This is a genomic window from Actinomadura craniellae, assembly GCF_003289645.1.
Lineage (GTDB): Bacteria > Actinomycetota > Actinomycetes > Streptosporangiales > Streptosporangiaceae > Actinomadura_D > Actinomadura_D craniellae.
Genome location: NZ_QLYX01000003.1, coordinates 338,678 through 360,042 on the forward strand (window position 1 = coordinate 338,678; position 21,365 = coordinate 360,042).

At 72.2% G+C, this 21,365-nt stretch carries 24 protein-coding genes; 15 read left to right on the forward strand and 9 right to left on the reverse strand.

Features of this window, described 5'->3' with window-relative positions; genetic code table 11:
• The first annotated feature begins 339 nt into the window (after positions 1-339).
• Together DPM19_RS34765 and DPM19_RS08385 are read left to right on the forward strand one after the other, a co-directional pair.
• Complete coding sequence (locus tag DPM19_RS34765) at positions 340-897, forward strand: hypothetical protein (protein ID WP_146778771.1); 558 nt, start codon at positions 340-342, stop codon at positions 895-897.
• The gene (locus DPM19_RS08385) at positions 894-2,024 is read left to right on the forward strand and encodes an OmpA family protein (RefSeq protein WP_146778772.1); all 1,131 of its coding nucleotides are present in this window, start codon (positions 894-896) and stop codon (positions 2,022-2,024) included. The genes DPM19_RS34765 and DPM19_RS08385 overlap by 4 nt, the downstream gene beginning before the upstream one ends.
• Here DPM19_RS08385 and mce read toward each other — a convergent pair.
• The gene (gene mce / locus DPM19_RS08390; RefSeq protein ID WP_111864415.1) at positions 2,011-2,460 is read right to left on the reverse strand and encodes a methylmalonyl-CoA epimerase; all 450 of its coding nucleotides are present in this window, start codon (positions 2,458-2,460) and stop codon (positions 2,011-2,013) included. The two genes, DPM19_RS08385 and mce, sit on opposite strands and share 14 nt — an antisense overlap.
• An 85-nt stretch (positions 2,461-2,545) precedes the next feature.
• Between mce and DPM19_RS08395 the strand changes: the two genes are divergently transcribed.
• Positions 2,546-3,730 carry an acetyl-CoA C-acetyltransferase gene (locus DPM19_RS08395; protein ID WP_199484927.1) on the forward strand — a complete coding sequence of 395 codons (1,185 nt, stop codon included), beginning with the start codon at positions 2,546-2,548 and terminating at the stop codon, positions 3,728-3,730.
• A gap of 45 nt (positions 3,731-3,775) precedes the next feature.
• Here DPM19_RS08395 and DPM19_RS08400 read toward each other — a convergent pair whose 3' ends face one another.
• Positions 3,776-4,486: a DUF4230 domain-containing protein gene (locus DPM19_RS08400; RefSeq protein WP_111864417.1), complete on the reverse strand. Its 711-nt coding sequence runs from the start codon at positions 4,484-4,486 to the stop codon at positions 3,776-3,778.
• Between the two features lie 116 nt (positions 4,487-4,602).
• On the opposite strand from DPM19_RS08400, the gene DPM19_RS08405 reads away from it, so the two are divergent.
• Positions 4,603-4,914, forward strand: coding sequence for a DUF3817 domain-containing protein (locus tag DPM19_RS08405; RefSeq protein ID WP_199484928.1), 312 nt, complete (start codon positions 4,603-4,605; stop codon positions 4,912-4,914).
• 98 nt (positions 4,915-5,012) lie between these two features.
• On the opposite strand, the gene DPM19_RS08410 is transcribed toward DPM19_RS08405, so the two are convergent.
• A complete protein-coding gene (locus DPM19_RS08410) occupies positions 5,013-6,266 on the reverse strand; it encodes a hypothetical protein (protein WP_111864423.1) in 1,254 nt (417 codons plus the stop codon).
• Positions 6,259-6,942, reverse strand: a complete 684-nt coding sequence (locus DPM19_RS08415) for an ATP-binding cassette domain-containing protein (RefSeq protein ID WP_111865039.1) — start codon at positions 6,940-6,942, stop codon at positions 6,259-6,261. Before DPM19_RS08415 ends, DPM19_RS08410 begins: the two co-directional genes overlap by 8 nt.
• 411 nt (positions 6,943-7,353) lie before the next feature.
• Between DPM19_RS08415 and DPM19_RS08420 the strand changes: the two genes are divergently transcribed.
• Positions 7,354-8,313, forward strand: coding sequence for a tetratricopeptide repeat protein (locus DPM19_RS08420; protein ID WP_111864426.1), 960 nt, complete (start codon positions 7,354-7,356; stop codon positions 8,311-8,313).
• A 328-nt stretch (positions 8,314-8,641) separates the two neighbouring features.
• Positions 8,642-10,024 carry an NAD-dependent malic enzyme gene (locus DPM19_RS08425; protein WP_111864429.1) on the forward strand — a complete coding sequence of 461 codons (1,383 nt, stop codon included), beginning with the start codon at positions 8,642-8,644 and terminating at the stop codon, positions 10,022-10,024.
• A 3-nt stretch (positions 10,025-10,027) separates the two neighbouring features.
• Here DPM19_RS08425 and DPM19_RS34770 read toward each other — a convergent pair whose 3' ends face one another.
• Positions 10,028-10,759: a hypothetical protein gene (locus tag DPM19_RS34770; protein ID WP_146778773.1), complete on the reverse strand. Its 732-nt coding sequence runs from the start codon at positions 10,757-10,759 to the stop codon at positions 10,028-10,030.
• 428 nt (positions 10,760-11,187) lie between these two features.
• Here DPM19_RS34770 and DPM19_RS08440 point away from each other — a divergent pair, with 428 nt between their 5' ends.
• The 4 genes from DPM19_RS08440 to DPM19_RS08455 all read left to right on the forward strand — a co-directional run bounded on the left by DPM19_RS08440 (position 11,188) and on the right by DPM19_RS08455 (position 14,934).
• Entirely contained in the window at positions 11,188-11,772 is a 585-nt protein-coding gene (locus tag DPM19_RS08440; RefSeq protein ID WP_111864438.1) for a YqgE/AlgH family protein, read from the forward strand.
• Between the two features lie 9 nt (positions 11,773-11,781).
• Positions 11,782-12,027 carry a DUF3039 domain-containing protein gene (locus DPM19_RS08445; protein WP_111864441.1) on the forward strand — a complete coding sequence of 82 codons (246 nt, stop codon included), beginning with the start codon at positions 11,782-11,784 and terminating at the stop codon, positions 12,025-12,027.
• 132 nt (positions 12,028-12,159) lie between these two features.
• Positions 12,160-13,071: a zinc metalloprotease gene (locus DPM19_RS08450; RefSeq protein WP_199484929.1), complete on the forward strand. Its 912-nt coding sequence runs from the start codon at positions 12,160-12,162 to the stop codon at positions 13,069-13,071.
• Positions 13,072-13,173: 102 nt separating this feature from the next.
• Complete coding sequence (locus DPM19_RS08455) at positions 13,174-14,934, forward strand: DEAD/DEAH box helicase (protein ID WP_111864444.1); 1,761 nt, start codon at positions 13,174-13,176, stop codon at positions 14,932-14,934.
• A 50-nt stretch (positions 14,935-14,984) separates the two neighbouring features.
• Here DPM19_RS08455 and DPM19_RS08460 read toward each other — a convergent pair whose 3' ends face one another.
• The 3 genes from DPM19_RS08460 to DPM19_RS08470 all read right to left on the reverse strand — a co-directional run bounded on the left by DPM19_RS08460 (position 14,985) and on the right by DPM19_RS08470 (position 17,525).
• Positions 14,985-15,506 (reverse strand): gluconokinase, encoded by a 522-nt coding sequence (locus tag DPM19_RS08460; RefSeq protein WP_233509974.1) that lies wholly within the window; start codon positions 15,504-15,506, stop codon positions 14,985-14,987.
• Between the two features lie 48 nt (positions 15,507-15,554).
• Positions 15,555-16,175 (reverse strand): nicotinamidase, encoded by a 621-nt coding sequence (locus tag DPM19_RS08465; protein ID WP_111864447.1) that lies wholly within the window; start codon positions 16,173-16,175, stop codon positions 15,555-15,557.
• 90 nt (positions 16,176-16,265) lie between these two features.
• The gene (locus DPM19_RS08470) at positions 16,266-17,525 is read right to left on the reverse strand and encodes a nicotinate phosphoribosyltransferase (RefSeq protein ID WP_233510012.1); all 1,260 of its coding nucleotides are present in this window, start codon (positions 17,523-17,525) and stop codon (positions 16,266-16,268) included.
• 121 nt (positions 17,526-17,646) lie between these two features.
• On the opposite strand from DPM19_RS08470, the gene clpS reads away from it, so the two are divergent.
• From clpS to DPM19_RS08495, 5 genes are all read left to right on the forward strand, one after another.
• Entirely contained in the window at positions 17,647-17,946 is a 300-nt protein-coding gene (gene clpS / locus DPM19_RS08475; RefSeq protein ID WP_233509975.1) for an ATP-dependent Clp protease adapter ClpS, read from the forward strand.
• Positions 17,946-18,470, forward strand: a complete 525-nt coding sequence (locus DPM19_RS08480) for a DUF2017 domain-containing protein (protein ID WP_111864455.1) — start codon at positions 17,946-17,948, stop codon at positions 18,468-18,470. Before clpS ends, DPM19_RS08480 begins: the two co-directional genes overlap by 1 nt.
• 33 nt (positions 18,471-18,503) lie before the next feature.
• Complete coding sequence (locus DPM19_RS08485; RefSeq protein ID WP_111864458.1) at positions 18,504-18,932, forward strand: Mov34/MPN/PAD-1 family protein; 429 nt, start codon at positions 18,504-18,506, stop codon at positions 18,930-18,932.
• A 212-nt stretch (positions 18,933-19,144) separates the two neighbouring features.
• A complete protein-coding gene (locus tag DPM19_RS08490; protein ID WP_111865045.1) occupies positions 19,145-19,417 on the forward strand; it encodes a MoaD/ThiS family protein in 273 nt (90 codons plus the stop codon).
• A gap of 5 nt (positions 19,418-19,422) precedes the next feature.
• Positions 19,423-20,370: a PLP-dependent cysteine synthase family protein gene (locus DPM19_RS08495; RefSeq protein WP_111864460.1), complete on the forward strand. Its 948-nt coding sequence runs from the start codon at positions 19,423-19,425 to the stop codon at positions 20,368-20,370.
• Here DPM19_RS08495 and DPM19_RS08500 read toward each other — a convergent pair whose 3' ends face one another.
• Positions 20,371-21,282 (reverse strand): DUF3825 domain-containing protein, encoded by a 912-nt coding sequence (locus tag DPM19_RS08500; protein ID WP_158566726.1) that lies wholly within the window; start codon positions 21,280-21,282, stop codon positions 20,371-20,373. It lies immediately after the preceding gene.
• Positions 21,283-21,365 lie beyond the last annotated feature (83 nt).

Consider the following 21,365-nt stretch of genomic DNA (forward strand, 5'->3'; position numbering starts at 1 on the left):
GACGAGGGCTACGGGGTGACTCCGGGACCGGTAGACCGGCCTGATCGGACGTTGACGGCCCCAGACCTCTTCCGGCGAAAGCAGCGTACTCCCGCCACTGCCTTGTTGGGGGCTCATCTGAACGCACTGCGTGTTTTGTCGGATTTGTCCGGGTGTCAGCAAGGCCGGAAGCGGACTCTTCGACCATCTGGCGAAACCGTCAGAACCCCACGAACAGGCAGTTGGAGGTGGTGATCTATCCGCTCCGTGACCAGGTGATTTCGATCACGTCACAATCAGGTCATTGTGCCGTATCACAGTGCGACGCGCCCGACCGGGGGCCTCGCTAGGGTCTTCCTCATGTCCGGACAAACCTGGAGAACCCCCATGCGCCGCGCCCTGCGAACAGGATCGCTCCTCCTGGCCGGCCTGCTCCTGACCGGATGCTCGCTGTTCGGCGGCGAGGACCCCGGCGGGGGCGCCCTGCCCAAGATCGAAACCGATGCCAAGGGCAACGTGAAGGGCGCCGTCACCGCCGTCGACCGGCTGTGGGGCGGCTACGAGGTCCACGTCGACATCCTGTCGCTGCGCAAGTACGACAAGGCGCTGCGGCTGGTGTTCGCGGTGATCCCGCGGGCCAAGGGCAACAATGACGAGTTCCCCGCCGACGCGTTCGGCGGCTCGTTCAACAACGGCAACGCCGGCGGGGTCGGCCTGGTCGACACCGAGGGCCTGCGCGCCTACCAGCCCATGGTCGTCGGCAAGGACGGCTGCGCGTGCTCATCGGGCCTGGGCAAGTACCCCCTCGACACGCCGACCCTGCTGTACGTCGACTTCCCCGTCCCGCCCGCCGAACCCGACCGGCTGACGGTGGTCATCCCCAAGGTGGGCCCGATCCCGGGGGTGAAGGTCTCTTGAGGCGCCCCGCGCTCGCGCCCCTCGTCCTGGCGGCAGGGCTGGTAACCGTGCTGGTGACCGGGCCGGCGACCGGGGCTCCGGCGCACGCCGAGCCGACGCCCACGCCCAGCCCGACCTGGCCGGTGCCCGGCGCCGCCCGGACGCCCGGGGCGGCGGTGAGCGGCAGCCCGCTCCCGATCACCGGCAAGCCCGAGGGCTACACGCTCCAGGAACTCCGCAAGCCCTACGTCGCCGTCGAGGACACCCAGGAGAGCGGCGGCCGCAGCGGCTACTCGCTCTCCTCGGACGTCCTGTTCAAAAGCGGCAGCGCCGAACTGACCGGCGGGGCGCAGGCGAGCCTCCAGGACGTGGCGGACAAGCTGCGCAAGTCCGGGGTCAGCGGCCAGGCTCAGGTGGTCGGCCACACCGACGACGTGGGCGCCGACGCCGACAACCTCCGGCTCTCCCGGGAACGGGCCGAGGCGGTCCGCTCCGCGCTGCAACCGCTGCTCGCCAACACCGGGATCACCCTGGTCGCCGAGGGCAAGGGCGAGACCGAGCCCCGGGTCAAGGAGGCCACCGAGACCGCGCGGGCGCAGAACCGCCGAGTGGTGATCGCCTACCGGCCGCCGGCGGCACAACCTCCGCCCCCCGGCTCCGAGTACGTGATCGCGCAGCCGCTCGCCGCCCCCGCCCCGGCGGCCGCCGCCCAGGCCGCCGACCTGCCGGTCCGGCCGCTGTTCTCCACCCAGCGCGACATCGAGAACCAGGGCGGCCGCTGGACCGTCCGGATCGACGTCACCGAGTTCGCCCGGGAGGGCAGAACGCTCCGGGTCGGCTACTACACCCGGCTGGTCAACTCGGCGCAGAGCACCGAGCTCCGCTACTCGGCGATCTTCAACGGCAGTACCAGCTACGGCCAGACCAGGTACCGGGGAGTCCTGCTGGACAAGAAGGCCGGGCAGCAGCTCGAGGTCATCACCAGCGGTGCGGGCTGGCAGGCCAAGGACGGCTACGGCGCCGGCGAAACCCTCAACGGCTGGCCGCGGTACGGCTTCGCCTACTTCCCGCTGCCCGGCGACACCGGGCAGAAGTCCCTGTCGCTGTACATCCCGGCCATGGGGACCATCGACCTCACCCTTCGCTGACCCTTTCGCCGGCCTCGGCGGCCTGGACGAGCTCCGTCAGGACGCCATGGCAGTCCTTGGGGTGCAAGAAGGTGATGCGGGAGCCCATCGAGCCGCGCCGCGGGCTGTCGTACAGCACCCGGACGCCCTGGCCGGCGATGCCGTCGGCCTCCTCCTGCACGTCACCGTCGGTGCCGAAGGCGATGTGGTGCACGCCCTCGCCGCTGCGGGCCAGGAACTTGGCGATCGGGGAGTCGTCGCGGATCGGCTCCAGCAGCTGGATCGAGGTCGTCCCGCCGTCCCCGGCGTCGTTGACCTTGAGCATGGCCTCCCGGACGCCCTGCTCCTCGTTCACCTCGATGTGGACCTCGGTGAAGCCGTACGTCCGCCGGTAGAACTCGACGGTCGCGTCGAGGTCGTGGCAGGCGATCCCGATGTGGTCGATGCGCGTGAGCATGAGGCCCGGCCCTCCCGGAAGGCGAGTGCTTTGTCCTAGGTATGGTGACAAACGACGCCGCCGTACTTTGTGGGAGGGGCCAGTCATGCCCGAATCCGTGATCGTCGCAGGAGCCAGGACCCCCATCGGGCGGTTGCTCGGCTCACTCAAGGACTTCAGCGCAGTCGACCTCGGCGGACTGGCGATCAAGGCGGCGCTGGAGCGGGCCGGCGTCGCCGGTGACCAGGTGGATTACGTGATCATGGGTCAGGTGCTCCAGGCGGGCGCCGGCCAGATCCCGTCCCGGCAGGCGGCGGTCAAGGGCGGCATCCCGATGAGCGTCCCGTCGATCACGATCAACAAGGTCTGCCTCTCCGGGCTGGACGCCATCGCGCTGGCCGACCAGCTCATCCGGGCGGGCGAGTTCGACATCGTGGTGGCCGGCGGCATGGAGTCGATGACCAACGCCCCGCACCTGCTGCCCAACGCGCGCACCGGCTACAAGTACGGGTCGATCGAGGTGCTCGACCACCTGGCCTACGACGCCCTCACCGACGTCTTCGACCAGCTCTCGATGGGCGAGTCGACCGACCGGCACAACGCGAAGCTGGGCCTCACCCGGGCCGAGCAGGACGAGTTCGCGGCCCGCTCCCACCAGCGCGCCGCCGAGGCGATCAAGAACGGCGTGTTCGACGACGAGATCGTGCCTGTGGAGATCCCGCAGCGTAAGGGTGACCCGGTGGCGTTCGCCGCCGACGAGGGCGTCCGGGGCGACACCACCGTCGAGACGCTGGCCAGGCTGCGCCCGGCGTTCGGCGCGGAGGGCAGCATCACCGCCGGGTCGTCCTCACAGCTCTCCGACGGCGCCGCCGCCGTGGTCGTGATGTCCAAGGCGAAGGCCGAGGAGCTGGGGCTGACCTGGCTGGCCGAGATCGGTGCGCACGGCAACGTGGCGGGCCCCGACAACTCGCTGCACTCCCAGCCGGCCAACGCCATCAAGCACGCGCTGGGCAAGCAGGGCCTGGACGTCGGCGACCTCGACCTGGTGGAGATCAACGAGGCGTTCGCCTCGGTCGGCGTCCAGTCGATGCGCGAGCTGGGCGTGAGCCCGGAGCAGGTGAACGTCAACGGCGGCGCGATCGCGCTGGGTCACCCGGTCGGCATGTCCGGGGCCCGCATCGTGCTGCACCTGGCGCACGAGCTCAAGCGGCGCGGCGGCGGCCTCGGCGCGGCCGGGCTGTGCGGCGGCGGCGGCCAGGGCGACGCACTGATCCTCCGCGTTCCTTCCTGACGGAGAAGTTCTCCCGGCCCCGGGCGGCGACCCGGGGCCGGCGGCTCACTGCGCGTTGGTGACGGTCACCGTGACGGTCGTGAAGCCGAGCGACTTCAGCAGGTTCTCCAGCATGAGCTTGGTGTTCTGGTCGGCGCGCTGGCGCAGCCCGCTCTCGTTCGCCGCGGCCGTGATCTTCTGCTGGGCGAGGACGTAGAGCTGCTGCTGGTCGGCCGGGTTGCTGCTCAGCGCGTCCCCCAGCCGGTTGAACAGCCCGCGCTGGGTGGCGAAGACGTAGCTGCGCTTCTGGTCGAGGTTGGCCGGTTCGAGCTGGGCGCGGGGGAGCTTGATGGTGGCGACGGTGCGGTCCGCGTTGACCGTGACGGCGCCGGAGGACAGCTTGGAGAAGTCGACGTAGGCGTCGACCGAGCCGTTGCCCACGAAGAGGGTGCGCTGCCCGCGCACCGCGTCGGGGAGGAACTTGGCGTCCTTCTCCAGGTCCACGATCACCTGGAAGTTGCCGCTGGCGGCCTCGAAGCGCGCCAGGTCGCGGATCGACTTGAGCACGACCGGGCCGCTGCGGTCCTTGGTCTCGACTCCGAAGGGGTTCATCCAGCCCGGCACCAGGTTCAGCGCCTGGGCCCCCAGCACGATCGCGACCACCGCGACCGCGAGCAGCAGGGAGTTGCGCAGCCCGCGCCGCCGGTCGACCCGGTCCGTCGTCAGTTCGCGTTCGGCCCGCTTGTCGTCGGTGCCTGATGTCTCGGGGCGTGTCATGGCACGAGCATTCCCCCAGAAACCCCGCTTTACCTTACTGGGCGGGGATGTGATACGCCGCCCTCGTCCGACCACCCCGGATGAGGGTTCCCCGGAGGGGCCGATACGTTGGCGGCGTGGACACCGTGCGTATTCTCCGGATCATCTCGATCGCCGAGGCGACGTCCTTCCTGCTGCTGCTCGTGGCCAGCGTGCTCAAGCGGACCGCCGAGTTCGAGCTGGGCGTGACGGTGCTGGGCCCGATCCACGGGGTGCTGTTCCTCGCGTACGTCGCCCTGGTCGTCCTGGCCCGCCCGCAGCTCGCCTGGACCGGCGGCCGCACCGTACTCGCCCTGGTCGCCGCCGTCCTCCCCGTCGCCCCGTACTTCGTCGAGCGGCACTGGCTCCGCGGCACCCCCACCCCCGCCCGCGCCCCTGAGACCGTCTGAGCCGAGGGAGTGAGCGGAGTGGGCCCGAGGGACGAGTGGTCCGCGTAGCGAACGGGTGAGGTGCGGACGGCATCGGCACAGCCTGAGCCGAGGGGCGCTCAGCCGCCGAAGCTCTGCCGGACCAGGGTGCACCGGCGGTAGTCGGCGTAGTTGAGGCGCAGCCACAGCCGGCGTTCCCGCTCGCTCCAGGAGCCGAAGCGGCGGGCGGTCTCGGCGTCGAACATCTCCGGCGCCCGCTCGTCGAGCAGCCAGGCGTCGACCAGCCCGCGGTAGGCGGCACCGTGCCGCCGGTGCGGTTCGGCGCAGGACTGCGCGTCGATCAGCGAGGCGCGCAGTTCCCGGACGGCCCGCCACTCGAATCCGGGGGACAGGTCCGGGACGCGGATGTAGGCCACCCCGCGCCAGATCCGGGCGGGTTCGCCCACCGGTCGCTGCTCGACCCGGGAGAACGCCCCGGGGGTGCCGGCGAGCCGGGCGGCCAGCGGGGTCATGGCCGCGTCGAGCGCGGGCAGGGCCGGCCGCAGCGCCGGGTGCACGCACACGGTCAGCGGCCATTCGCGGCAGACGTGGTCGATGGGGGCGGGGACCACCGCGCTGCCGCCGGACGCCTCCAGCCGCACGGTGCTGATCGCGGTGACGGCCACCGCCACGGCGAGCGGGACGGCGAGCGTCCGGCGCCGGGTGAGCGTCCAGACGTACGCCAGCGTCAGCGTCGCGGCCAGGCCCAGCGCCCAGAGCGTCTGGTCGGCGAGCACCCGGGTGCGCAGCCCGGTGAAGAGCTCGACCGGCCGGATCGCGGCGGGCGGCAGCAGGCTCCACCAGCCGCCGCCGCGCAGCGCCGTCCACAGCCCCGCGGCCCCGGCGACGGGCAGGACGACCATCGGGAACGGGGCGATCCGTCCGCAGAGGTAGCCGAGGACCACGTGCGGGGCCAGCGCGGCGGCCCCCGCCACGATGCCCAGCGGGTGCGGCCGGCCGGCCCCCTCACGCAGCAGCGTGTCGCAGACGGTCACCAGGGCCACGACGCCGTAGGCGGCCAGCGCCACCCCGGTGAGCAGCATCAGGTCCAGCAGCGGCCCGATGGCGGGGGAACGCGGGGTGAGCCCGCGCAGGTAGTCGAGCCGGTGCTCGCGGACGGCCACCCAGGCGGCCAGGGCCGCGGCGCACGGGCCGAGCAGGCGTACCGCGGAGGCCAGCGCGACCACGGTGTTGTCCCAGTACGCGACGCCGGGCAGCCCGGCCAGCGTGGCCTGCCAGGCGGTGGCCACGCCCGCCAGGGCGAGGATGGGCACCGCGAACACCAGGGCGGTCCGCCGGGCGTCGGCCCGGAGCACCCGTCCCAGGTCAGACACGGTCGCGGCCTCCGGCGCAGGCGGCGTCGGGGGCTCTGGAGGTCTCGACCAGCCGGCCGCGGGTCACGGTGAACAACTGGTCGCACCGGCCGAGCGCGGCGGAGTCCTCGGCGGTGACGAGCACGGTGGGCGCCAGCGTCGGGAGCAGCGCCGTGATCTCGGCCGTGGCCCGCTCGTCGAGCCCGGCCAGCGGCTCGTCCAGCAGCACCAGGTCGGGGCCGTGCACGCAGGTCGCGGCGAGCCCGACGCGCAGCCGGACGTCGGGCGGCAGCAGCGACAACTCCATGGAGGTGGTGTCGGCGAGTTCCATCCGTTCCAGGACCGCGCGCACCCGGTCGCCCGGCACGCATTTGTAGTAGGCCGCATAAGCGACGAACTGGCCCACCGTGAGATTGGCGGCCCAGGAGAAATGTTCGGGAAGGAATCCGATCCGAGCTCTTATGGAGCGCAGGCTCGTATTGTCGCCGATGTCGAATCCGAGTATTTCGAGTGATCCGGAGTGTGGGCGGCGCAGCGTGGCGAGCGTGGCCAGCAGGGTGGACTTGCCGGTCTTCGCCGGGCCGGCCAGGCCGACCACTCCGGCCCGCACCCCGAACGTCGCCGGCCGTAGCAACCAGCGTCCGGCACGCCGGACGGCCAGGCCCCGGGCCACGACCGTGGAGTTCTCCACGATCATCCACACCCTCCCGTGATTTCGTCATGGATGACGGCGACCGGAGGGCGATCTCGTGACGGAATTTCCCTCGTGTCGGTCCGGCCCGCTGAGCCTCCGCCGTTTCTGGCGGGTCTCGGGGCAGCGGCCCCTTTGCTGTCGCAACACGTGGCGACCCATGAACTATAACCACCCTTGGCGAGGGCTGTCAGCTCTCTTTTTGTGTTGCGCCGTGATCGAATCTTGATTGCCGCTACGGGAAATGAGGGTATTTATTGAATGGTCGTCATCCGTCCACTAGGGACGGTGACACCCCGCGCCGCCCCGTGTGTCGCCTTCCGTACCGGACGGGGCCCGGTGGCCGCCGTCGCGGGGCCGGACAGGAGTGGAGTGGTCGGGAGACGGAGCGCGCCTCTTATGGGGCAGGATGGGGACATGCCTTCACCGGACTTCTCGCTGCACGGAGCGATCGATCTCGGGGCTCGCCAGACGGCCGCCAAGAGGAAGCAGGAACGCCAGGCCCAGGCCCAGGCGCCCGGGAACGGCAGCGGCGGCGGTGGTGGCGGCGACGTGTACGTGGTCGACGTCACCGACGAGACCTTCAACCGCGAGGTCGTCGAGCGGTCGCAGACCGTGCCCGTGCTCGTGGACTTCTGGGCCGAGTGGTGCGGGCCCTGCAAGCAGCTCGGCCCGATCCTGGAGAAGCTGGCCACCGAGGCGGCCGGGAAGTGGGTCCTCGCCAAGGTCGACGTCGACGCCAACCCGCAGCTCGCCGCGTACATGCAGCAGATGGGGGTGCGCGGCATCCCGTTCGTCGCGGCCGTCATCGGCGGGCAGCTGCTGCCGTTCATGAACGGCGCCGCACCCGAGCCGCAGGTCCGCCAGGCCATCGACCAGCTCTTCGCCACGCTGGAGCAGGAGGGCCTGCTGCCCGAGGGCGGCCCCGAGCCCGCCGAGGAGGGCGCGCCCGCCGGGCCGCCGGCCGACCCCGTCTACGCCGAGGCTGAGGCCGCGTTGCAGCGGGGCGACCTCGACGCCGCCGCGACCGCGTTCCGCGCGATCATCGCCCAGCGGCCGCGGGACGCCCAGGCCAAGCGCGGCCTGGCGCTGGTCGAGCTGAGCACCCGGGCCCGCGCCCTCGACCCCGAGCAGGCGCTGAGCGACGCCGCCGCGGAGCCGGGCGACGCCGCCGCACAGATCCGCGCCGCCGACGTCGAGATGGTCTCCGGCCGGATCGAGGACGCCTTCGAGCGGCTGGTCGCCACCGTGCGGCGCACCGCCGGCGAGGAGCGCGACGCCGCCCGGCTGCACCTGCTGAAGCTGCTGGACGTGCTGCCGGCCGACGACCCGCGGGTCGGCAAGGCGCGCCGGGCGCTCAGCTCCGCGCTCTTCTAGCCCGTACCGGGCCGCCCGCACCTGGGCGGCCCGGACGTCGCTCTCGTGGCGTTCGGGAACGAATGGCGGGGGCGCGGCGTATGCTCGGTGAGGCGACCGCGTCCGCGCGGCCCGTGCCGGGCATCCCCCTCCCTGCCCGGCGGTATGAGACTCCCGGCCCGCAGGGGCCGGTCGAGCCCACGGCGCGCGGTCGACCGGACGCGCCGCAGGAGCCACCGGCGGCATCCGGCTCGTATGTCCATTTCGCAGAATGTCCGCATCCACCGCTCACCGCCATGCCGGCGGCCGGTGGAGCGATGACGCGTCCCGAGCAAGAGAGGCAAGTGACGTGACCGCGCCCAGCGTGTCGTACTCGATCACCGTTCGGCTGGAGGTTCCGGCAGGCGGCAAGGCGGTAAGCCAGATCACCCACGAGGTCGAGAGCGCCGGTGGCATCGTCACCGCCCTCGACGTCACCACCGCCGGTCACGAGACGCTGCGCATCGACGTGACGATCGCCACCCGCGACACCGAGCACGCCGAGGAGATCGTCACCGCGCTCGACGCGATCGAGGATCTCAAGATCCACAAGGTCAGCGACCGTACGTTCCTGATGCACCTCGGCGGCAAGATCGAGATGAAGTCGAAGGTGCCGCTGCGCACCCGGGACGAGCTCTCCATGGCCTACACCCCGGGTGTGGCCCGGGTCTCGCTGGCCATCGCCCGCAACCGCGAGGACGTCCGCAGGCTGACGGTCAAGCGCAACAGCGTGGCGGTCGTCACCGACGGGTCGGCGGTGCTGGGGCTGGGCAACATCGGCCCGGAGGCGGCGCTGCCGGTCATGGAGGGCAAGGCCGCGCTGTTCAAACGGTTCGCCGACATCGACGCCTGGCCGATCTGCCTCGACACCCAGGACACCGACGAGATCGTCCGGACGGTCCAGATCATCGCCCCCGCGTTCGGCGGCATCAACCTGGAGGACATCTCCGCACCTCGCTGCTTCGAGGTGGAGGCCCGGCTGCGCGAACTGCTCGACATCCCGGTCTTCCACGACGACCAGCACGGCACCGCGATCTGCGTGCTCGCCGCGCTCACCAACGCGCTGCGGGTGGTCGGTAAGGACCTCGGCGCGGTGCGCATCGCGATGGCCGGCGCCGGGGCGGCCGGCACCGCCATCCTCAAGCTGCTGATGCACGCGGGCGCCGAGCAGGTCGTGGTCTGCGACTACCACGGCGCGGTGCACCGGGGGCGCGACGACCTCGACGACTCGCTGCGCTGGATCGCCGAGCACACCAACGCCGACAACTACGCGGGCGACCTCAAGGGCGCGGTGAAGGGCGCCGACGTGTTCATCGGCGTCTCGGCGCCGGGCATCCTCACCGGCGACGACGTCGCGGCGATGAACGACGACGCGATCGTGTTCGCGCTGGCCAACCCCGAGCCCGAGGTCTCGCCCGACCAGGCCCGCGAGCACGCCGCGGTGGTGGCGACCGGGCGCAGCGACTACCCCAACCAGATCAACAACGTGCTGGCCTTCCCCGGGGTGTTCCGCGGTCTGCTCGACGCCCAGGCCGACGGGGTCAGCCGCGACATGATGCTCGCCGCCGCGCGGGCGCTGTCCGCCGTGGTGACGGACGAGGAGCTGGGCCCGAACTACATCGTGCCGAGCGTCTTCCACCCGGACGTGACGCAGGCGGTGGCCGCCGCGGTCCGCGAGGTCGCGGGCGCCTGACCGTCAGTCCTTCTGGAAGATCCGCTCCCGGCGGCGCGGCCACAGGCCACCCCACCACAGGATGATCCCGCCAGTGATCATGGCCGCCACGCCGGTCGCGATCCGGGCCGTCAGCACGCCGTCCTCGGGGCCGGTGTGCGGCAGCCGGTCCTCGGGCGGGTCGTTCCCGGGCGGCGGCGCGGGGTCGTCGCCGGCGCAGTTCGCGGTCCGGCCGGCCGAGCGCACGGGCGCGTTCTTCCAGGTGACGGTGATGTTGGTGGCGCGGCCCTCGGTCAGCTCGACCTGGCGGGTGCGGGAGGCGCCCGGCGCGATCCGGTCGGCGATGGTGGCCGAGCCGTTCTGCTCGATGGCGTAGTCCTCGGTCCGGGGGCCGATGTTGCGGACCGTCACCGCGACCATGCGGCCGGGGCAGCGCACCGCGCCGATGCTGACCTGGAGCGGCCGGGCGGGGACGGTCGTGGGGGGCACCGGGGGCGGCGCCACCCGGGTCCGGGTGGGGGTGGGCGTGGGCGTGGGCCGCGGCGTGGTCCGGGTCGGGGTGGGCGTGGGAGTGCGGGTCCGCCGGGGGGTGCCGGTGGCCGTCGGCGTGACCGTTCCGGTGAGACCGGCGGACGGGCTCGGGCTGGGGGTGCCCGAGGCGCTCGACGACGAGGCCATCCGGGTGAGGGCGGGGATCGCGATGAGCGCCCCGATCACGAAGAAGACGGCCGCGATGACGACCCTGGGCAACTGCATCGCGTCCTCCCGGCGGGGCGCGCGTCCGGCGCGTACCCCGAGATCCTAGATCGCTCTTACCTGGACCCGCTCGCTGCTACTTGAAGTGTGCTCGTCGGCGAGCGCATTTCAAGCCGTATTCGCCGGGTTCCCGGGTGGTGGACGGGACCGGCCGGTGCCCTGCGGCGCTCGGTGACGGAGGCTTCGCTGAATGTACATCCAGGAGCCCGCCGGTTTCAGCACGCCGGCCGACCCGGCCGGAAGGGGCTGTGGAGCGTGGGCACGCTGCCGAGGTGCCCTCTGCCGATCGTGCACAAACCTACTTGGCCGTGCATGGCCATTCCGGTCATGGACTGATCCTGATCCGGACGTGACCGTTTCCAGGGGCGGCGCTCCGGGCCGGAGGGGCGTGTGTTCCCGCGGGTGCCGCCCGCCGCATCATGGAGGGCATGGAAGACGGGATCGACGGGATCGCGGTGGGACGGCTGCTGGTGGCGACTCCGCTGCTGGACGATCCCAACTTCCGGCGCAGTGTCGTCCTGCTGATGGAACACGACTCCGCCGAGGGCACGATCGGCGTCATCCTCAACCGCCCGACCGATGTCTCCGTGGACCAGGTGCTGCCGCCCTGGGCCGAGCTGGCCTCCGGGCCGCCGGTGCTGTTCGAGGGCGGGCCGGTGGCGCTCGACAGCGCGCTGGCGCTGGCGCTGATGCCGGGGGCGGACGAGCCGCTGGGCTGGCGCGCGCTGGGCGGCGGCTTCGCGGCGGGACGGATCGGGGTGGTCGATCTCGACATGCCGCCGGCGCTGGTCGCGGCGGACGTGCTCCGCTTCCGGGTCTTCGCGGGGTACGCCGGCTGGGGCGCCGGCCAGCTCCAGGCCGAGATCGAGGAGGGCGCCTGGTACCTGGTGCCGGGGGAGCCGGGCGACGCCTTCGCGGCTGATCCGGAGCGGCTGTGGCCGGACGTGCTCCGCCGGCAGGGCGGTGAGCTGGCTTTCGTCTCCACTTTTCCGGACGACCCGACGCTGAATTAGGCTGGGCGCGTGAGCACCAAGATTCTTCCCGAGAGTGATGTCCGGCCGGATCTTTCGCACGGCGACGGCGATCATGAGCGTTTCGCGCACTACGTCAAGAAGGCGAAAATCACCGAAAGCGCCGTTACCGGCACGCCGGTGATCGCCCTGTGCGGCAAGGTCTGGGTGCCGAACAGGGACCCCAAGAAGTACCCGGTATGCCCGGAGTGCAAGGAGATTTACGAGTCCATGCCGCTGGGCGGCGGCGAGGAATAACACCGACCGGCTCTTGTCGGGTGCACGCCGGACCCCGTAGCCGTACGATCAGTGCGCACAGTGATCGGACGGCTACAGTTCGGAGTGGTCATGAGGTGGGCGCGCGCAGCCGCTCTGTTCTGCGTTCTTTCAATGGCCCTGGGGTGTCTGGCCGGGGCCGGGCACATCGAAGAGCGCCCGGCACGGGCGGCGGCCCAGGCCCCCGACGCCCCGCCCTGCGCGGCCCGCCTGCGCGGCGGGCCACGGGATTTCGGACCGCGTGACCACCACCACCTCGGCCGCGCCCGGGTGGTCGAGATGATCCAGGACGTGCGCCGCACGCTGATCCGCCGGTACGGCCACGCCGACCCCGACAGGCTCGGGTCAGGAGAGCGCCGGGCCGCGATCACCGTCCCGGTGCATTTCCACGCGATCTCCTCCGGGTCCGCCGGCCGGCTGCCCCGGGCCACGGTCGAGCGGCAGATCGGGGCGATGAACGCCGCCTACGGCGGCCGGGCCGGCGGCGCCGACACCGGTGTGCGGTTCCGGCTCGACTCGTTCACCGTGGTGGACAACCCCGCCTGGTTCCGCGGCCCGCAGCAGCACGAGCGCCAGATGAAGCAGGCGCTGCGCCGCGGCGGGCGCGGCACCCTCAACCTGTACAGCGCGGCGGTGGGCGCGGCGGTGCTCGGCTTCTCGACCTTCCCGCAGGCGTACAGCGCGATGCCCGTCCTCGACGGGGTGGTGGTCGACTACCGCAGCCTGCCGGGCGGGACGTACCGCAACTACAACCGGGGCCACACCGCCGTGCACGAGATCGGGCACTGGCTCGGCCTGTTCCACACGTTCGAGAACGGCTGCCAGGCGCCGGGCGACGGGGTGGCCGACACGCCGTACCAGCGCACGGCCACCAACAACTGTCCTGTGGGCAAGGACACCTGTCCCGAGCCGGGCATGGACGCCGTGCACAACTTCATGGACTACTCCTGGGACGTCTGCATGCGGGAGTTCACCGCAGGTCAGGGCCGGGCGATCCGGGCCGCCTGGGCGGCGTACCGGGCCTAGCACGCCGCGGCGGCGAAGCGGCGGAGGCCGGTGTGCCCCGCACGTCCTGTCGGTGCGGCTCTGTAGCCTCTTAGGACCGTGAGTACCTTCGCCGCTTCGAGCATGCCCCCCGCCTTCCCCGAACGGGCCGCCTGGGGAACCGCGTCGTCGCTGCGCGCCTGGCAGCAGCAGGCGCTGGAGGCCTACTTCCGTACCGAGGCCGGGCCGCGTGACTTCCTCACCGTCGCGACGCCCGGCGCCGGCAAGACGACCTTCGCGCTGCGGCTCGCCCGCGAACTGCTCGACCGGCGCGCGATCGCCGCGATCACCGTGGTCTGCCCGACCGAGCACCTGAAGCGGCAGTGGGCCGAGTCCGCCGCCCGGGTCGGCATCAAGATCGACCCGGAGTTCAAGAACTCGCAGGGCCGGGTCGGCAAGGACTTCGTCGGGGTGGCGGTGACCTACGCCCAGGTGGCCGCGCACCCCGCGTTGCACCGGGGCCGCACCGAGAACCGCAAGACCCTGGTCATCCTCGACGAGGTGCACCACGCGGGCGACGGCCTCTCGTGGGGCGATGCGATCCGCGAGTCGTTCGAGCCGGCCGCGCGGCGGCTGTCGCTGTCGGGCACCCCGTTCCGCACCGACATCAACCCGATCCCGTTCGTCCTGTACGAGGAGGGGCCCGACGGCATCCGGCGCAGCCGGGCCGACTACACCTACGGGTACGGGCCGGCACTGGCCGACGGGGTCGTCCGGCCGGTGATCTTCCTGGCCTACGCGGGCGAGATGCGCTGGCGCACTCGGGCCGGCGACGAGATCACCGCCACCCTGGGGCAGCCGCTGACCCAGGACCAGACCGCGCAGGCCTGGCGGGCCGCGCTCGACCCCAAGGGCGACTGGATCCGCCAGGTGATCAAGGCGGCCGACCGGCGGCTGACCGAGGTCCGGCGGGCGATGCCCGACGCGGGGGCGATGGCCATCGCCAGCGACCACGAGACGGCCCGCGCGTACGCCAAGATGATCCGCGAGCTGACCGGGCAGCGCGTGACCGTCGTGCTGTCCGACGACCCCGGCGCGAGCAAGAAGATCAAACAGTTCGGCGAGTCGGACGAGCGCTGGCTGGTCGCGGTGCGCATGGTCTCCGAAGGGGTCGACATCCCCCGGCTGGCCGTCGGGGTCTACGCCACCAGCACCAGCACCCCGCTGTTCTTCGCCCAGGCGATCGGCCGGTTCGTCCGGGCCCGGCGGCGCGGCGAGACCGCTTCGGTCTTCCTCCCGTCGGTACCGACACTGATGGGGCACGCGGCCGAGATGGAGACCGAGCGCGACCACGTGCTCGACCGGCCGGTCCGCGAGGACGGCCTCGACGACGACCTGATCGCCGAGGCCAACCGCCGCGACGACAGCCCTGACGTGGGGGAGGAGCTGCCGTTCGAGACGGTCGAGGCGTCCGCCCAGTTCGACCGGGTGCTCTACGACGGCGGCGAGTTCGGCATGCAGGCGGCCCCCGGCTCGGTCGAGGAGGAGGACTTCCTGGGCATCCCCGGGCTGCTGGAGCCCGACCAGGTGACCGCGCTGCTGCGCAAGCGGCAGGCCGAGCAGATGGCCGCCCAGCGCAGGGCCAAGACCGGCGACCCGCGGGCCGACCGGGCCGAGGCGGGTGACGGGGAGCAGCGCACCGCCGCCGAGGACCTGCACGCCCTGCGCAAGGAACTGAACGGCCTGGTGGGGGCCTGGAACCACCGCACCGGCCAGCCGCACGGCGTCATCCACACCGAACTGCGCCGCACCTGTGGCGGCCCGCCGGCCGCGCAGGCCTCCGCCGAGGACATCCGCCGCCGCATCGCCAAGATCCGCGAGTGGGCGACCCGCCGCCGCGACTGACGGAGCCGAGGCGGGTGAGCACCTCCCGCCGGCTCGGGCTCCCGGCCGGTTCAGCCGGCCAGACCCGCCAGCGCCGCCTCGACGGTCTCCTCCGGGGTTCCCGTGATCGGGACGCTGACCACGTTCTCGTCGGGCTCGGGCGGTTCGAGGTCGCGGAACTGGCTGTCGAGCATGGACGGCGGGAAGAAGTGCCCGTGCCGGGCGGTGATGCGCCGCTGGATCAGCGCGCGGTCGCCGTCGAGGTGGACGATCCGGACGTCGGGCCGGCCCTTGGCCAGCAGGTCGCGGTAGGCGCGCTTGAGGGCCGAGCAGCTCACCACCGCCCGGGTCCCGGCGGCCAGCCGGGCGTCCATCCAGTCGCCGATCGCCGCCAGCCAGGGCATCCGGTCGGCGTCGGTCAGCGGGGTGCCCGCCTCCATCTTGAGCACGTTGGCCCGCGGGTGGAATTCGTCGGCGTCGGCGTACTCCCAGCCCAGCCGCTCGGCCAGCCCCTTGCCGATGGTGGTCTTGCCGCTGCCGGAGACGCCCATCACCATGATGATCCGCGCGGGGATCGCGTCGTCGTCTGCCACGAGACCCCCCTTACCCACTCGAAGGCCGTGATCACGGCCGGGCGGGCCTCAGTCCAGGACGGGCGGGGCCGGCTCGCGCACGGCGACTTCGGCCTGCCCGACCACCGGAGTGCCGGTCAGGGCGATGCCGGCGGCGCGGAACTCGCCGAGGGCCCGCTCGATGGTCTCCGGCGTCACCCCGACCGTCAGGTCCAGCAGCACCGTGGTGCGGAACCCGGCCCGGGCGGCGTCGAGCGCGGTGGCCCGCACGCAGTGGTCAGTGGCGATGCCGACCACGTCGACCGTGTCCACCCCGCGCCCGCGCAGCCAGTCGCCGAGCGGGGTGCCGTCGTCGGCCGCCCCCTCGAAGCCGCTGTAGGCGGCGGTGTTCCGGCCCTTGCTGAACACCGTCTCGATCGGCCCCAGCGCCAGGTTGGGGTGGAAGTCGGCGCCCTCGGTGCCGACCACGCAGTGCGGCGGCCAGCTGTCGGCGTAGTCGGGCGTGTCGGAGAAGTGCGCTCCGGGGTCGAGGTGGAAGTCGCGGGTGGCCACGATGTGCCGGTACTCGCCGCGGTGCCCGGCGGTGTACGCCGAGATGGCGGTGGCCACCTCCGCGCCCCCGGTCACGGCCAGCGAGCCGCCCTCGCAGAAGTCGTTCTGTACATCCACGATGATCAAAGCCTTGCGCATCCGCCCGTTCCCCTCATATTCGAATATTCGACCGTCCCGGACCGATATGGACGCTACCCCGCATGTCCTGTTCTGACGCTCAGCGCCCGATCAGGGCCTGCCGAGGAACTCGGTGGGAACCGCCGGGTCGCCGGCGGAGAGCTGCCGGGCGGTGGGCGGCAGCTCGCGGAGGGCGGCGGCGTGCCGGTCGCGGGCCGCGGCGAGGGGCTCGCGGCCGACGATCTCGCCGTTCCGGACCAGGGGGCGCAGCAGCACCCGGTCGTTCGGGGCGGGCGCCGGCTCGCCGAGCGTGACGACCTCGGCCGTGGCGGTGCCGTGGGAGTTCCGCCGGCGCAGCGCCGCCTTGCGCCCGCCTCGGCTGGGTTTGCCCACCGAGCGCTTGGCCACCGGGCGCAGCGGCGAGCCGGGCGCGGCGGAGTCGGCGCGCGCCACCAGCTTGTAGACGAGCGAGGCGGTCGGCGCGCCCGATCCGGTGACCAGCGAGGTGCCCACGCCGTAGCCGTTCACCGGTGCGGCCGCCAGCGCCGCGATGCCGTACTCGTCGAGGTCGCCGGTCACCACGATCCGGGTGCCGGGGGCGCCCAGCGAGTCGAGCTGCTCCCGCACCTCGCGGGCCACCGCGCCGAGATCGCCGCTGTCGATGCGCACCGCGCCGAGCGCCGGCCCGGCCAGGTCCACCGCGGTGCGGACCGCCCGGGGCACGTCGTAGGTGTCCACCAGCAGGGTCGTGTCGGGGCCGAGCGCGGCGAGCTGGGCGGCGAAGGCGTTCCGCTCGCCGTCGTGCAGCAGGGTGAACGCGTGCGCCGCGGTGCCCGCCGTGGGCAGGCCGTACCGCCGCCCGGCCGCCAGGTTGGAGGTGGTGGCGAACCCGGCGACGTAGGCGGCTCGGGCCGCCGCCACCGCGGCCTCCTCGTGGGTGCGCCGGGAGCCCATCTCGATCAGTGGGCGGTCGCCGGCGGCCGTCGCCATCCGGGACGCGGCGGCGGCGATCGCGCAGTCGTGGTTGAGGATCGACAGCACCAGCGTCTCCAGCACGACCGCCTCGGCGAACGTCCCCTCGACGACGAGGATCGGCGAGCCGGGGAAGAAGCACTCGCCCTCGGCGTAGCCCCAGACGTTCCCGGTGAACCGGTAGCCGGCCGCCCAGGTGGCGGTGGCCTCGTCGAGCACCCCGTGGGAGGTCAGGTACTCCAGCGCCGCCTCGTCGAAGGTGTACGCCGCCAGCGCGTCCAGCAGCCGCCCGGTGCCCGTCACCACGCCGTACCGCCGGCCGGGCGGCAGCCGGCGGGCGAACACCTCGAAGACGGCGCGCCGCTGCGCCACCCCGCTGTGCAGCGCGGCCCGCACCATGGTCAGTTCGTAGTGATCTGTCAGGAGTGCCGTGCTGTAGCCGAGGTCCACGAGTGGAACCCTAGGCTGCGATGTGTGCACGATGGAAAGCAGGTCATCCGACGGGGGGAGGCACGCCAAAGTGAGCCCGACGGGCACTGCGCCGGTGGAGCTCGACCGGCCGAAGTCAGAGGAGGACCACGCGGCCGACCGGCCCTGGCTGGCGATCGTCTGGAACGACCCGATCAACCTGATGTCGTATGTGACGTACGTGTTCCAGACGGTGTTCGGCTATACCAAGTCCAAGGCCGAGAAGCTGATGCTCGACGTCCACCACAAGGGCCGGGCGGTGGTGGCCAGCGGCACCCGTGAGGAAATGGAGCGCGACGTCGAGATCCTGCACTCCTACGGGCTGTGGGCGACCGTGAAACGGGACGACTGATGAGCTGGATCGGACGTGACGAGAAGGGCGTGGCGCTCCTGCTGGTGCGGGACGACGCGGAACTGCTGCGCGCCCTGGTGGAACAGTTGCTGGCCCTGCTCGGCGACCCGCCCGACCCGGGCGACGAACTGGCCGCGCTGGGCATCGCGACGGACGCGAGGCCGCCCGACGACCCGGTGCTCGCCCGGCTGCTCCCGGACGCCTACCAGGGCGACGACGAGGCGGCCGGCGAGTTCCGCCGGTACACCGAGGCGGGGCTGCGGGACGGCAAGCGGGCCGCCGCGCAGACCGTGCTCGACACGCTGCGCCCCGGCGAGCGGGTCGTCCTCGACGAGGGCGAGTCCCACGCGTGGCTGCGCGCGCTCAACGACGTGCGGCTGGCGCTGGGCACCCGGCTGGAAATCACCGAGGAGCGGTACGAGGAGGAGGTCGACTGGGAGGACCCCCGGTACCCGCTGTACGCGGCCTACGACCGGCTGACCGGCATCCAGGACGCCCTCGTCCGGGCCCTGGAGGCCGGATGAGCGGCGCGGGGCCCGCTGGGTAACCTCGGAGCCATGCTGACCATCGAACGTGCCCTCGTCGAGAAGATCGTTGCGCATGCCCGCGCCGACCACCCGGACGAGGCGTGCGGCATCATCGCGGGCGCCGTGGGGTCCGGCCGGCCCACCCGTTTCATCCCGATGATCAACGCGGCGCGTTCGCCGACCTTCTACCAGTTCGACTCCACCGAGCAGTTCCAGGTGTGGCGGGACATGGACGACGACGACGAGGAGCCGGTCGTCCTCTACCACTCGCACACCGCCACCGAGGCGTACCCGTCGCGGACGGACATCGGCATCGCCACCGAGTCGCCGGTCGGGCTGAACGTGCACTACGTCCTGGTCTCCACCCGTGACCCCGACACCGAGGAGTTCCGCTCCTACCGCATCGTGGACGGCGAGGTGACCGAGGAGGAGGTCCGCGTCGTGGAGGCCTACGGCTGAATCGGTAAACTCGGGGTCATGCAGACGATCGAGCCCGTGCCGCCTCGCGCCGTGCCGCCGGTCGTCCAGAGCTTCCTGTTCGGGCATTCGCGCGCCGAAGTCGTCTACGACTGTCGCTGAGCCCCGCCACCGGTTCCGGAATCCGCCGGTGCCCCGCCGCGTTGTTCCGCGGGGGCGCCGGTTACCACCACGACGTTAAGGAGATCACCACGATGGCGATCGAGGTCCGTATCCCGACGATCCTGCGCACCTACACCGACGGCAACAAGGTGGTCGAGGGCAAGGGCGCCACCATCGAGGAACTGTTCGCCGACCTGGACTCCCGCCACCCCGGCCTGCGTGAGCGGCTGGTCGACGAGAAGGGCCTGCGCAAGTTCGTCAACGTCTACCTCAACGACGAGGACGTGCGCTTCCTGGGCGGGCTGGAGACCGAGCTCTCCGACGGCGACACCGTCACCGTGCTTCCCGCAGTGGCCGGCGGCTGAGCCGCATGCGCTTCGAATCGCTGCTGGACTCGGTCGGCGGCACGCCGCTGGTCGGCCTGCCCCGACTGTCGCCGTCGCCCGAAGTGCGGCTGTGGGCCAAGCTGGACGACCGCAACCCGACCGGCTCGGTGAAGGACCGTCCCGCCTTCTGGATGATCGAGAAGGCCGAGAAGGACGGGCTGCTCACCCCGGGGTGCACCATCCTGGAGCCGACCTCCGGCAACACCGGCATCTCGCTGGCGATGGTGGCCAAGCTGCGCGGTTACCAGATGATCTGCGTGATGCCCGAGAACACCTCGGCCGAGCGCCGCCAGCTGCTGGAGATGTGGGGGGCCCGGATCATCTTCTCCCCGGCCGCCGGCGGGTCCAACGAGGCGGTCCGGGTGGCCAAGGGCCTGGCCGCAGAGAACCCCGACTGGGTGATGCTCTACCAGTACGGCAACGAGGCCAACGCCCGGGCGCACTACGAGAGCACCGGCCCCGAACTGCTCGCCGACCTGCCCACGATCACCCACTTCGTGGCCGGGCTGGGCACCACCGGGACGCTGATGGGCGTGGGGCGCTACCTGCGCGAGCAGGTCCCCGAGGTCAAGATCGTCGCGGCCGAGCCGCGGTACGGCGAGCTGGTGTACGGCCTGCGCAACATCGACGAGGGGTTCATCCCCGAGCTGTACGACGAGTCGGTGCTGACCACCCGGTTCTCCGTCGGCTCCCGCGACGCGCTGCGCCGCACCCGGGAGCTGCTGGAGCAGGAGGGCATCTTCGCCGGCATCTCCACCGGCGGCGCCCTGCACGCGGCGCTGGGCATGGCGGCCAAGGCCGTCAAGGCCGGTGAGCGCGCCGACATCGCCTTCATCGTCGCCGACGGCGGCTGGAAGTACCTGTCCACCGGGGCCTACAACGGCACCCTGGAGGAGGCCGAGGCCCGGCTGGAGGGCCAGCTCTGGGCCTGATCAGGCGTCCAGCCACTCCTCGGCCCGGGAGATGACGCGCGCCCGGGCATGGGCGAGATCGAGGCCGAGCAGCATCCGGCCGCGGTAGGTCTCGCCCTCCCGGGCGACGAGCAGGGCCACGTCCACCGTCTCGGGCCGGGTGAGCGAGAGCGGGAGCAGCAACTGGACCCGCTCCAGGTCCGGGTCCCAGCAGGGCACCGCGGCCCGGTGGTCGCGGTGCACCCGGGTCTCCGCCCGGCGCACCGCGCCCTCCAGCACCAGCCCGGCCTGGTAGGGGTTGCTGCGCAGCGGATCGGGCAGCGCGGCGAGGTTGCCGTCGGACTCCAGCAGGCGCGCGGGTACCACCACCAGCTCGTGCCGCCGGTCGTAGACGAGGTCGGCGGGGTGGTCGGTGTACTCGGCGAACCCGGGCGGCTCGGCGAAGTGGTCGGTCAGCCCGCGGTCGCTCTCGGGCAGCCAGGTGTCGAACCGCCACGGCGGCCCCTGGGGGTCGGGGTTGCGCGTGAACAGCCCGTAGATCGTCTCCTGCCGGACGGTGGCCAGCCCGGTGTTGAAGACGGTGCGGGTGCCGTCGGGCGAGGTCGGGACGGCCTGCCGGCGGTGGTGCCGCTCGAAGGTCTGCTCGACGTACTCGCGCAGCGTCCAGGTGTCGTCGTGCCGCGCGGCGGCCGGGCCCGCCCAGTTCTCCGGCTGGGCCAGCCGGGCCAGCTGGTCGAAGCAGTCGGGCTCGGCCGAGGGGTCGTCGATCCGGAGCGGTCCCGGGTCGGCGTGCTCGTAGAGCGCCCGCTGCGGCCGCCGGGGAACGGGTGGTTGTGGCGGAAGCGAGGGGGAGCGGGACTGGTCGCCGAGGAAATGCTGGTGAAACCGGCCCAGGTCGCCGAAACCGCCGTGCTTCGATTCGTGCAGCGTCACAGATCGTCTCCGCAGAGGAATGGGTGGGGCCAGCGTAGTTGGTAGGAGGAGGGCCCCATGACCCCGACATCCGGAAACCGATA

What these genes read in the sequence shown, in the direction of transcription:
- DPM19_RS34765 (WP_146778771.1), top strand. Translation starts at nt 340, where the DNA reads ATGTCCGGACAAACCTGGAGAACCCCCATGCGCCGCGCCCTGCGAACA.
- mce (WP_111864415.1), bottom strand. Translation starts at nt 2,460, where the DNA reads ATGCTCACGCGCATCGACCACATCGGGATCGCCTGCCACGACCTCGAC.
- DPM19_RS08395 (WP_199484927.1), top strand. Translation starts at nt 2,546, where the DNA reads ATGCCCGAATCCGTGATCGTCGCAGGAGCCAGGACCCCCATCGGGCGG.
- DPM19_RS08400 (WP_111864417.1), bottom strand. Translation starts at nt 4,486, where the DNA reads ATGACACGCCCCGAGACATCAGGCACCGACGACAAGCGGGCCGAACGC.
- DPM19_RS08415 (WP_111865039.1), bottom strand. Translation starts at nt 6,942, where the DNA reads ATGATCGTGGAGAACTCCACGGTCGTGGCCCGGGGCCTGGCCGTCCGG.
- DPM19_RS08420 (WP_111864426.1), top strand. Translation starts at nt 7,354, where the DNA reads ATGCCTTCACCGGACTTCTCGCTGCACGGAGCGATCGATCTCGGGGCT.
- DPM19_RS34770 (WP_146778773.1), bottom strand. Translation starts at nt 10,759, where the DNA reads ATGCAGTTGCCCAGGGTCGTCATCGCGGCCGTCTTCTTCGTGATCGGG.
- DPM19_RS08440 (WP_111864438.1), top strand. Translation starts at nt 11,188, where the DNA reads ATGGAAGACGGGATCGACGGGATCGCGGTGGGACGGCTGCTGGTGGCG.
- DPM19_RS08450 (WP_199484929.1), top strand. Translation starts at nt 12,160, where the DNA reads ATGGCCCTGGGGTGTCTGGCCGGGGCCGGGCACATCGAAGAGCGCCCG.
- DPM19_RS08455 (WP_111864444.1), top strand. Translation starts at nt 13,174, where the DNA reads ATGCCCCCCGCCTTCCCCGAACGGGCCGCCTGGGGAACCGCGTCGTCG.
- DPM19_RS08465 (WP_111864447.1), bottom strand. Translation starts at nt 16,175, where the DNA reads ATGCGCAAGGCTTTGATCATCGTGGATGTACAGAACGACTTCTGCGAG.
- DPM19_RS08470 (WP_233510012.1), bottom strand. Translation starts at nt 17,525, where the DNA reads ATGGTGCGGGCCGCGCTGCACAGCGGGGTGGCGCAGCGGCGCGCCGTC.
- DPM19_RS08480 (WP_111864455.1), top strand. Translation starts at nt 17,946, where the DNA reads ATGAGCTGGATCGGACGTGACGAGAAGGGCGTGGCGCTCCTGCTGGTG.
- DPM19_RS08485 (WP_111864458.1), top strand. Translation starts at nt 18,504, where the DNA reads ATGCTGACCATCGAACGTGCCCTCGTCGAGAAGATCGTTGCGCATGCC.
- DPM19_RS08490 (WP_111865045.1), top strand. Translation starts at nt 19,145, where the DNA reads ATGGCGATCGAGGTCCGTATCCCGACGATCCTGCGCACCTACACCGAC.
- DPM19_RS08495 (WP_111864460.1), top strand. Translation starts at nt 19,423, where the DNA reads ATGCGCTTCGAATCGCTGCTGGACTCGGTCGGCGGCACGCCGCTGGTC.